Below are 11,075 nucleotides of genomic sequence, written 5' to 3'. Positions count from 1 at the left end.
AGTCAAATTACAGCGTTTGATCCAGATGGAGAGGTGCTGACGTACAGCTTACAAGATCCGCCAACAAACGGAGTGGCTGCGGTAAATCCAGATGGTACGTTCACGTATACACCAAATGGAAATTATAATGGTCCGGATACATTTACGGTGTTAATAAGCGACCCGTCGGGCGCATTTATAGTGACAAATGTATTAGTAACGGTCACGCCAGTGAACGATGTACCAGTGGTGCCGAACTATGAGTTTGTGATCAACGAAGACACGAGTTTAAATAGCCAAGTGGTGGCAGCAGATGTGGACGGAAATCCCCTAACGTACGGGTTACTGACAGGTCCGGTGAATGGAACGGTGGTAGTAAATCCAGACGGAACCTACACGTATACGCCAAATGAAAATTACAACGGGGTAGATAGCTTTAGTGTCGTAGTAAGCGACGGCCAAGGAGGAACAGCCATTTCCACCATCACGATTACGATTCTTCCAGTAAATGATCCACCAGTAGGTCCAGATGTTATTACGGTTACTACTTTTGAAGAAAGCCCTGTTACAGGCCAAATCGTAGCAACTGATCCTGAAGGAGATCCCCTGACGTACACCTTACAAGATTTACCGACTAATGGAACAGCAGTAATCAATCAAGAAGGGTTATTCACTTATGTACCAAACGAGAATTTTGCTGGAAATGATACGTTTACTGTACGTATAGCCGATCCAACTGGACAGTTTATTATTACGAATGTATTTGTTATTGTTATACCAGTTGAACAGCCACCCATTGTACCTAATTATTCGATTACTGCTCTTGAAAATCAATCTGTAACTGGCCAGGTAGTAGGAAGTGATCCCAATGGAGATCTGCTCACTTATCGCTTAGGAACTTCTCCAGTGAATGGAAGCACCACAGTAAATATAGATGGCAGTTTTATATATTCACCTAATTCTAATTATGTAGGTCCAGATTTATTTACGGTTATCGTAGAAGATTCAACAGGTCTTACAGCAGTGTCTATTGTAAATGTTACAGTCATTGACGTGAACAATTCGCCAATTACGAGTGATGTTATCCTTCAGACTATAGAAAATGTAGCAATTAGTGGGCAAGTTTTTGCCACAGATCCAGACGATAATTTACTCACTTTTAGTTTATCGGGTACCCCTTTTAATGGAACAGCTGTGGTAAATCCAGATGGCACCTTTTTGTATACCCCAAACCCTAATTTTATTGGTTTGGATTCTTTCACAGTGGAGGTAAGGGATAGTCGTGGAGCTAGTGCACAATCTCTTGTAACTATCAGTGTAATTCGAGTGAACCAACCACCGATTGTCGTAGATTTATCACTATCAACTGTACAGGGTCAGTTTGTAACAGGGCAAATTCCTGCCTTTGACCCTGAAGGAGATCCACTAGTATATGGTCTAAATTTAGCACCACTTAATGGTACTGCCATTATTAATTCAGATGGAACATTTACGTACACGCCGAACCCAAGTTTTGTAGGAACAGATTCATTCTCTGTTTTTGCCAGAGATCCTCTTGGAAACCAGGGGTTTGGAACTATTACTGTAGAAGTTCAGTCTCAAGATTTACCGATTAGCGCTGAAGGGCTAACTTTAACTACTTTAGCAAATCAACCTGTAAGTGGGTCTATTGCTACTGTGAATCCAGCAGGCTCTCCATTAAGTTATGCTGTAGCCATTCCGCCATCAAATGGAACTGTTGTATTAAATCAAGATGGAACTTTAGTTTATACGCCAAATCCTGGATTCACAGGAGAAGATATCTTTGATATCGTTGTTATAGATTCAGCTGGAAATCAAAGTATTGCTAATGCTGTTGTGACAGTAGTAGTAGGAGACAGAATTTCAGTGGTAAATACTGAAATAACGACTTTATTCAATACGCCAGTTTCTGGGCAAGTAAGTGCTACAAATTTGAGTGGAAACCAATTGTTTTATACGCTTACGTCTAATCCAAATAGTGGATCTGTCATAGTTAACCCAGATGGGACATTTATCTATACGCCAAATCCTGGATTCTTTGGAACAGATCAATTTCAAGTACTTGTAAGCGATGTTCTTGGCAATACAGCTGTTGCAACTATTTCTGTTGTCACTCAGGGACCGATAGAACAGGCGCCAATTGTAGCTAATCAAGCACTATCAACAACCGAACAGCAGCCTGTAACAGGAAGTATTGCAGCTATTGACCCACAAGGAGAAGCATTAACTTATACCTTACTTGGCGGACCAGTGAATGGAATTTTAATACTAAACCCAGACGGCACTTTTACGTATACACCAAATCCAGGATTCATCGGAACGGATTCTTTTACAGTGTCTGTTCAAAACGAAACGGGTTTAAATGCAGCTACTACGGTTCAAATAACTGTTACACAATTGGCTAATCAAATTGTAGCCAGTAATACCATTGTTCGAACAGTAGAAGGGCAGAGTGTAAATGGTGAACTTTCAGTTCGAGATCAGCTAAATAGGCCACTAACCTACACCCTTAACAATCTCCCTGCTTATGGAACGGTTATTTTAAATCCAGATGGAACGTTTGTTTATACACCGACTATTGGTGTGAGTGGAACAGATCAATTTGACGTTCTGGTTCAAAATGACCAAGGAGATCAAGCGATTGCTTCAGTTTCAATTATAATTGATCCGGTTCAAAGTACTATTACACCACAAGACGTCACAGTACAGACTCAGCAAGGTGTAACTGTCTCAGGGACAATATCGGCTACTGATACTCTTGGGAGACCAATTAGATTTTCTTTAAATGCATCTCCATCCAATGGAACAGCTGTGGTAAATGCAGATGGAACGTTTAGCTATACACCAAGCCCAGCATTTTTTGGAGTAGATAGTTTTACTGTATTAATTCAAAATGACAGAGGCGACTCTGCAATTGGTATTGTGCGGATAGTTGTTCAAGAACAACAAGATAGCATTGTTGTTACCCCTCTTACGCTTCAAGGAGTAACGAATCAACCTGTTACCGGTCAAGTTACGGCAGTTGATGCACTAGGTAATCCATTAACCTATCAAATTCAGAGTTTACCTGCAAACGGAACAGTGAATTTTAATCCGGATGGTTCATTTATATACACGCCAAACCTCGGATTTACTGGTATAGATTCTTTCACAGTAATTGTTACAAATAATCTTGGTCAGTCAGCAACAACTAGTGTTACTGTTTTGATTCAGGGAGTTAATGATCCAATTACAGTTGAAGATCAGCTTTTAACTACACCAACTGGTCAAATTATTGAAAGCCAAATCATCGCAACAGATGCACTTGGAAGACCTCTTAGCTTTGCTGTGGCTACCCCACCAACAAATGGAGTACTTGTACTACGATCAGATGGAACGTTTAGTTATACACCAAATTTAGGATTTATTGGTCAGGATCAATTTGTGGTATCTGTAAGAAACAGTGACGGACAACAAGCGTTTTCAATTGTTACTGTTAATTCTACCGCAAGCAATAATATAATTACTCCAGGAAATAATACCTTTGCTACTTTGCAGGGTGTTCAAGTAGTTGGTAATATTCAGGTAACAAATTTGCTGGCACGTCCATTAAATTATACACTAGCAACAGCGCCTTTAAGTGGTAGCGTAACCGTTGATTCCAATGGAAGGTTTGTCTATCAGCCTGCGCCTAATTTTGTAGGAACGGATACCTTTACTGTATTAGTACGAGATGATCTAGGAACAGAATTACTGGTAGTGGTAACAGTTGTAGTAGGCAGAGACCCTCAGCCTCCTAATGTGGTAGGGCAAGTAATAAAGTTATTTGTTAATACTCTTACTACTGGTCAGCTCATTGCTATTGATCCAAATTCTTTACCACTAATTTATCAAGCCATAACAGGTGCTCAAAATGGTCAGTTTAGAATTAATCAGAATACAGGCCAGTTCATTTATGTTCCTAATGTTAATTTTGTGGGGACCGATAGGGTGATTATAAGGGTCACTAATTCGGATGGAGCTTCAAGTGAAGCAGCACTTACTTTCATCGTGGAAAGAAGAGTATCGCCAGCACCGACACCAGTTCCTGGTGAATCTAAAAATAAAAAGAAATCGTTGCGAGATCCGCGCAAAAATAAATCAAAAGGTAAATGTCCTATAAAGGTATCTGATCAATGCATAAAAGGAACCATTAACAAGAAAATATGTGGTGAAATTGATGCTTGTACAGTCAAAAACCTACCTCTTAAATATCAAATCTTCAAGGGGACGAAAAACGGTAAATTTAAACTTAACACGGAGACAGGTGAGTTCATTTACATTCCTAACGTAAACTTTGCAGGAGATGATTCAGCTGTTGTACAGATAGTAAGTATAGAAGGGGTATCGGTTCAAGTTACTATTAAATTTGTTATAAGGAAATAAGTAGCAGCTAAAAAGCTATCCAACAAGTTATTTGTTGGATAGCTTTTTCAATTAAGGTTTATGATGTTTTGTACGTAGCGAGCATAATTAAATGTATAAAAATGGTAATAAATAGCTTGATTTAATTTTATATATGAATTGAGGTGATATTTATGTGTAAAATTGTTATATTTGGTAATTGTTGTTCTGGTAAAACTACACTAGCTACACAGTTAGGTGAGAATTTGCATATACCTATCCATCATTTAGATTTGTGGTTCAGAGAACCTAAAATGAGAAGAATATCGCAAATTAGGCAACGAAAGAGATATTTTAAAAAGAAGTTGGAAAAGGTGTTAAATACAGCGAGTTGGATTGTTGAGGGATGGGGATATGTAGATACTTATGATGTACGTTTTAGTAAAGCCGATATTATTATTTTTTTAGATGTTGTCCCCCAAGAATCTAAAGAACGATTTTTAATACGAGAACAGAATCAACAGATGCATATAAAAATAACTGAAAAACTGATTAAACAAAGCTTTTACAAAATAGATAGATTTCATGAAGAAAACCGACCTATTATATTGGATCTTTTTCAGAAGTATGAAGGAGAACCAGGTAAAAGCTTATTTCCTATTGCGAGAAAATACAATTTAGAACAATTACTTGCTACATTAAGAAATGGGAAATACGGATAGAAAAAACGTTTACCTATAGGTAATTTATAAGTTACTGAATTACTCCATTTCTTCCTTCAAGCGTTACTTATTTGTTCCTAGATATGGAATGTGTGTTAACACGCTTCTTTTTTATGAGTATTACATATGTATTTATGATGACTGAAAAACTCTTTTATAGTTATGAAAAATCGTTTAAATAGAGGTTATAAAAAGTGTTTTGCGTTTTGTTGTAACATAGGCATTCTATAAATGCAGTGGCTTTAGATAACTTTCTCTGTAATAAAATAGTGTACAGGCTGTAGTAGCAAAGAATTTTCAATAGCTTGTACACTGTTAGTTAATTTATGAGGATATATTGAAGATACTACTTGTCATAACTCTGTTCGCATAGTATTTTCAACAATTCTATTAACAGGTTATTAAAGGTTCAATGGTTTTCTAAGGAGTTAGTAATAAGGTCAACGCTTGTAAAAAATTTTGTATAAAAACAGCTGTATCGTTATTGGATGTTGTTACATTGACACCTTTACTGTTTTTAACGATAACTCTTTGTCTATTTAATTGAAGTGACCTTGCGGTCTGAGAAACTTCTTGTAAAAACAGCCTTATTGAATTGGCATCGAGACCTATTGAAAGTAAGAAAATGGTTAATATTTGTATGAAGCTTTGAAGAAATATGGTTGTCTGTGTATCTGTTGCAGTAATAGTAACATCACAGGAGTTTTTCACAAGAATGATTGAATCAGAAACTTGATCACTGAGGATCTCTTGTCTTGTATCAGTTTCAATAAGTGCATTATTATATCTATTGGAACAAAAATAATTTTTCTCTGCACATCTTGTTTTTTTACAATTTTTTTCTTTTTTTCTTGAAGGTTTGGAATTTAGACAACTACAGTAGCACTTTCTTTTTTTAGAACAACTCAAAGTGTAACCTCCTTTATATGTTTCTATTATATTAATATGAAAATTAAGGAGGTTTGCTTGTATACTTGTCCCTTTTCTTTTATATATTATAGGAAAAAAGAGTAACGTTTAATTTAATAGTGTTATTCCGCTTAATAAATCATTCCAAACAGAAGTATTGGTGCAATTATCTCGCGAAACTTGAACCCAACAAATTTTGTCTTCAGGTGTTCCAAAATTCATGTCTTTTACTCCAGGTAATTCTTCGTCAACAGTCTCAACTAACAGAAGGTTAAAGTTACCGTTAGTCATGTCTGTTAAAATTGATTTTAAGTTAATTACGTCTTCGTAGCTTGTGGGCATCCATTCATATCTTATAAATAACGTACGTTGACTTTGTGCAATTTGATTAAGAAATGTTTGAATACGATGATCTAATCTTATTTTATAAGGTGGGTATTGGACAGACCAGTCTTGGTTAGGAAACATAGGAAAGTCGTGAACAGAGTCAATGTTATATTTAATATCTGTAACATAATGAGCTCTTATTGATTCAGAAGTACCGGATTTAAAAATAGGATATCCATTATCATCTACATAATTAGCTAGTATGTCTTTTTCAATTATGTTTTCTACTTCCATAAAACCTTGAAATTTGTTTCTTAATAATATATTTACGTCAGGGAGAAAAGGAGATTGCATCCAATCAAGAGGAAACGAATGCCTTCTCAAACCGTGACGTTCGGAATAAAGCGCTGGGCCACACCAGCTTCCTAAGCCAGCCACCAAATTATAAGAGCCTTTTATATCTTGTAAGTTTATATCAATCACTCCTTTATTTTCTTACACTATAGTATATAGAATAGGGTTTTCAGTTGATTGGACAATGAAAGGCATATTTAAAAAGAATCTTTTTTACGAGTCTATATAAAGAGCAATTAGTTATATTGGAAATTCAAATGTTACACTCCAATATAAAATAAAAAACATGACAATATTAAAGGTTTGTCATGTTTTTTATTTTATATAGGATTACGTATTAATTACGGTAGTGACAGATAACGTACTAGTTGGAGTTGAGGTAGAAGTTGCAGAGTGAGTAACAAATTCTACAATTACAGGTGCTCCAACAGTTACAGTATCATCAATATTTAAAGCTGTAGTAGATAAAGTGTAGACATTAGTAGGTTGCATGACTCCATTGATATATATATTAGCGTAAGAATTAGCTGTTACATCAGGCAAAGCTGTGATTGTTGCTCCTACATCATCAATAAAGCTTCCAGCAGGTATCGATGTGACTCCTCCTGCAACCATTGGGGCCGTTACAAATGTTGTAAATCTTGCTGGGGTAGGAGCCACACTCGTTGCTGTTGCTACTGTAATATCTCCAGCAATTGTACTAGTGGCTGTAAAAACAGGTTTAATAATAGGCATATGTCTTATTCTCCTTTCGAAGCATGGGATGTAGAAAGAATGTTAATATCCCCTCTATCTATTAATAGTCAGATTTCTATTATTTGCCACGGTCAATAGTCTATAGAGGTAGTCCAAATTTTTAAATGGTGAAGAATCTTTTTTACCATTTAGGTCTTTTGCCGTTTCTAAATTAAAGTAGAAGAATAATAAATAGAGAATTAGCGTTGTTTTATATTTCCTTTAATGATTTCAAAGTGTATTCGTAAAGAAGCATTTTAAAATTTTTAAAAAAGAAGAGCGATAAATAATTCAATAATTAAGAAGGGAGGATCATAAATGCCAATCGTTAAGCCCTTTATGAATTCTTTAAGGTTTAGTAGCACTGCAGGAGCAGGAACAGGTACGGGCGCTACCTATAGTATTCTTGCTACAGCTTTTACTACTGATGGAGGAACAGCTGCTACAGTTTTTCCAACTGCTCCTGCTTATTATAATCTTTATATTAACGGGCAAATTCAAACAGGTGATACTTCAACAGTTACTAATAGTTTTATTACCATTCCTGATGGAGACACCCTTGCTTCTGCTACCCCTATTGTGGTTGAGTTTGTTGTAAACTAACTAATGTATTCTATTTTTTAGCTGATTTCCCAACTGGGGAAGTCAGTTCTTTTTTTTATGACTATCTTAGAATTTATAAACTTTTTTATAATTCCTTATTAATTAACACAAATTGGATAATAATAGGAACCCCTTTTGAAGGTACTTCTTCTGTGAGTAAAGTTAAGCTTCCTTTTTGAATTTGATAATTAATATGAGGCTGTAGAATACCATTAATAAATAAATTGATATAAGAAGCTTCTTCAGGTGCCAATATTTCAGTGGTTCCATATTGAGCTATCCCATCATTATTGGTATATAGGCGTTTTTGACCATCTGAAAAAGTAAAATATAATAAATTAGTGGAGGGAATTAAATCTGAGAGTGGAGGCCCCTGAGGCCCCTGAGGCCCCTGAGGCCCCTGAGGCCCCTGAGGCCCCTGAGGCCCCTGAGGTCCCTGAGGCCCTCTGTACTTTTGATTACAGAGGTTATGGATGGAACAAAATACCAATATAGATTGTGAATTGGAAACATATACAGAATGGGGTGATCTGTAACAATGAGCTTTTCGTTTCTTTTTTTTGTAAGAGATCTTTTTACAGAGAACGTATCTACGTATCAAGTGTCAATACCTCCTTTTATTGCAATTTCATCTACCTTAAATCAGTGAAGGGGAGAGTAGACATACAAGAAGGATAAAAGAAGAAAGGTAACCTTGAGGTTCTTTATACATTAGAGTAGTTAATTATAACTTGACCTTTTATAGCTGTTATAAGGAAAAGATGAAAAAATATTACTCTAGCGACTTTTGTCCAACATATACATTCACACGTGCCTTCTTTATCTGAAATGATTATATATAGGTTTGTTAACAAATATTAAAATAACTGTAAGTTTTTCAGTTGTTTCTTCAAATAGAACTTCCAATACTTATGGTATTCATTTACTTGGTAAATGAGCGCCTAATGATAGTATAAGTGATATAGAATCTATAACCTAAGAGTGAATCCTACTGATAACTAGCATCATCCGGGCTCATTGTTTAGGAGCATTATCGATACAATTTTCACCTCTTCATCCACCAAGTTTATTAAGTAAATAGGTTTCACTCTAAAACGCTTTAACTACATAGCGTATACAGGATGTAGTTAAGGCGTTAGCAGGAACAATAAAGAATTGTATTGAATGTATATACAAATTGTATAAATGAGGTGATAAGGTTGGGGAAATTGGATAAGTACGCTCGGCAATCAAAAGCAAAAGAACCAAGTAAGGTTCTGCCCATTCGGTTACCTGAAAGTATATATGAGCAATTTCGACAACGTTGTGAAGAGTTAGGGTTATCTATGTCTGAAGCTGGATATTTGCTCATTAAAGAAGAATTAGAAGATGGTCTATACAACGCCAGTACAAATGAAGTTGCTGCAACTACACAGCGAATACAAAATCGTATACATCGTGAAAACACTTCGTATACAAAGGAAAATACAGATAAATCTCCTTTTTTTTCTACTAGGTGGACGTCAATTAATTATGAAGTTGAAAACGAATTACCTTGTCCTCTATGTCACCAATGGTATAGCAAAGCGAATTTTTCTCGCCATGCCAAAAACCATAGTGCCACTACTAAAGAGCTTTTAGAAAACAATGAAGATATAGTTTACAAAATGATCAATGAACGTAAACTAACTCTGTAAACAGTTTATTATATGTATTTGTATAGGTGTGGAGATTCACCTTTTGATTCCAGAAAGAAACCTGAGAGGGAACAAAAGGTGAATGCTCTAATTGTTAAAGTAATCATGCATGAATGCATTTTCTATTCACCAAATGGTGAGGGGGTGAAATTCTGCAATTAAAGCATTGTATTGTACTTGAATTTTACATCTTTGTTTACGCCTTAAACTTCACTACTACTGTTTCTATTAGCTTATAAAACAACCAATCTCTGCGAAATTTCTACTCTAATTACCTTATCTCTACATACAAATAATTCCTTTAACGTGTTGTTAACCTGAAATTAGATAGTCTAATAATCACTTTTTTTATGAAAATGACTATTATTGGACAAGCACACAAACATTTTATAAACAAATGAATAAAATAGTATATAAATAAAAAAGGAGTGATTATTATAAAAAGCTATCGTCACCATAATAAAAACGATGAAGTATATTATGTAGAAGCAGCTTACCCATCTAAGGGTTCATATAATAAGAAAAAAGAGAATGAAAAATTCTTTATTGAAAATCATACAATTGAGGGTTCTGGAACCAATTTAACAGGAAATATCCCATTAACTATTGCAGTTCCTGCTAATGCTATGGATGTAACTGTTTTTGAAGACTTTACTAGAAACCATAACAAAACGCTTCTTCAGTTATCAGCTGCAGCTACTGGTGTTGGTGTAGCTACTGGTCTTACGGTATCAATTTTTGTTAGAGGATCTAGGCTACCGATCTCAGCGACTATACCTGCAGGTTCTACAAGAGCTTTTCAAGTTGAAAACTTTGAAAAATTAACTGTTTCGAATCCTTCTGCTACTACGGCTGGAACTTTAAATGTCTTTATACAGAAAACATTTTGTATTGGTTGTAACAGTCAAAATAAAAAATCCAATAAAGGCTGTTGCTTCTAAAATAATAAAAAACCACCATGTACAATTTACTTTGTGCATGGTGGTTTTTTTATTACTAGAAAATTTTAAGTATCTTGATTACTGCAGCTATATTTTAGACATTCTGTCTGTGAAAAAGAACAGGGCTATTAACCCGAGAGTCAATAGTCCTTTCTTGATACTTATTTAGTTACAAGTAATTAGAGTTAGAATCAAATAGCTTAATTGTAGTAACTTTTACTGCATCTACATTTATTTTTAGCATAGTCTTTCTCGTAAAAGACAACTTTATCTCTGCCATAATCTTTTTCATGTTTATCTTTGCATTTATCTCTGCCATGATCTTTTTCATGTTTGTCTTTGCATTTATCTTTGCCGTAGTCTTTTTCGTGTTTGTCTTTGCATTTATCTTTGCCGTAGTCTTTTTCGTGTTTGTCTTTGCATTTATCTTTGCCGTAGTCTTTTTC

Annotated in this window: 9 protein-coding genes and 1 pseudogene; 5 read left to right on the top strand and 5 right to left on the bottom strand. The window is 35.3% G+C overall.

The window, feature by feature from the left end:
- A partial coding sequence (locus ACH0CI_RS25770; protein ID WP_406902435.1) for an Ig-like domain-containing protein occupies positions 1 to 4,404 on the top strand: 4,404 nt, incomplete at its 5' end.
- Between the two features lie 152 nt (positions 4,405 to 4,556).
- The gene (locus ACH0CI_RS25765; RefSeq protein ID WP_098112975.1) at positions 4,557 to 5,084 is read left to right on the top strand and encodes a P-loop NTPase family protein; all 528 of its coding nucleotides are present in this window, start codon (positions 4,557 to 4,559) and stop codon (positions 5,082 to 5,084) included.
- Between the two features lie 420 nt (positions 5,085 to 5,504).
- On the opposite strand, the gene ACH0CI_RS25760 is transcribed toward ACH0CI_RS25765, so the two are convergent.
- The 3 genes from ACH0CI_RS25760 to ACH0CI_RS25750 form a co-directional block, all read right to left on the bottom strand.
- Positions 5,505 to 5,993, bottom strand: coding sequence for a spore coat protein (locus ACH0CI_RS25760; protein ID WP_033580849.1), 489 nt, complete (start codon positions 5,991 to 5,993; stop codon positions 5,505 to 5,507).
- Between the two features lie 108 nt (positions 5,994 to 6,101).
- Complete coding sequence (locus ACH0CI_RS25755; RefSeq protein WP_406902434.1) at positions 6,102 to 6,803, bottom strand: DUF1796 family putative cysteine peptidase; 702 nt, start codon at positions 6,801 to 6,803, stop codon at positions 6,102 to 6,104.
- Between the two features lie 201 nt (positions 6,804 to 7,004).
- Entirely contained in the window at positions 7,005 to 7,409 is a 405-nt protein-coding gene (locus ACH0CI_RS25750) for a DUF4183 domain-containing protein (protein WP_028412740.1), read from the bottom strand.
- Positions 7,410 to 7,727: 318 nt separating this feature from the next.
- Between ACH0CI_RS25750 and ACH0CI_RS25745 the strand changes: the two genes are divergently transcribed.
- On the top strand, positions 7,728 to 8,012 hold the full coding sequence (locus tag ACH0CI_RS25745; RefSeq protein WP_028412741.1) for a DUF4183 domain-containing protein: 285 nt from the start codon (positions 7,728 to 7,730) through the stop codon (positions 8,010 to 8,012).
- A gap of 85 nt (positions 8,013 to 8,097) precedes the next feature.
- Here ACH0CI_RS25745 and ACH0CI_RS25740 read toward each other — a convergent pair whose 3' ends face one another.
- Positions 8,098 to 8,613, bottom strand: coding sequence for a DUF4183 domain-containing protein (locus ACH0CI_RS25740; RefSeq protein ID WP_406902433.1), 516 nt, complete (start codon positions 8,611 to 8,613; stop codon positions 8,098 to 8,100).
- Positions 8,614 to 9,211: 598 nt separating this feature from the next.
- On the opposite strand from ACH0CI_RS25740, the gene ACH0CI_RS25735 reads away from it, so the two are divergent.
- Entirely contained in the window at positions 9,212 to 9,688 is a 477-nt protein-coding gene (locus tag ACH0CI_RS25735; RefSeq protein ID WP_033580848.1) for a hypothetical protein, read from the top strand.
- A 428-nt stretch (positions 9,689 to 10,116) separates the two neighbouring features.
- Positions 10,117 to 10,629, top strand: a complete 513-nt coding sequence (locus ACH0CI_RS25730; RefSeq protein WP_098112978.1) for an exosporium protein D — start codon at positions 10,117 to 10,119, stop codon at positions 10,627 to 10,629.
- Between the two features lie 200 nt (positions 10,630 to 10,829).
- Here the strand turns inward: ACH0CI_RS25730 and ACH0CI_RS25725 are convergent.
- Positions 10,830 to 11,075: pseudogene (locus tag ACH0CI_RS25725) on the bottom strand (hypothetical protein); the annotation flags it as partial.

The organism is Priestia sp. 179-F W1.4 NHS, assembly GCF_045369295.1.
GTDB lineage: Bacteria > Bacillota > Bacilli > Bacillales > Bacillaceae_H > Priestia > Priestia zanthoxyli.
The sequence above is the reverse complement of the archived record's forward strand: the minus strand, read 5'-3'. Positions and strand labels throughout refer to the sequence as shown.

Bases quoted from the DNA above. Each gene is read 5' to 3' on its own strand.
- ACH0CI_RS25745 (WP_028412741.1), top strand. From the start codon at position 7,728: ATGCCAATCGTTAAGCCCTTTATGAATTCTTTAAGGTTTAGTAGCACT.
- ACH0CI_RS25765 (WP_098112975.1), top strand. From the start codon at position 4,557: ATGTGTAAAATTGTTATATTTGGTAATTGTTGTTCTGGTAAAACTACA.
- ACH0CI_RS25750 (WP_028412740.1), bottom strand. From the start codon at position 7,409: ATGCCTATTATTAAACCTGTTTTTACAGCCACTAGTACAATTGCTGGA.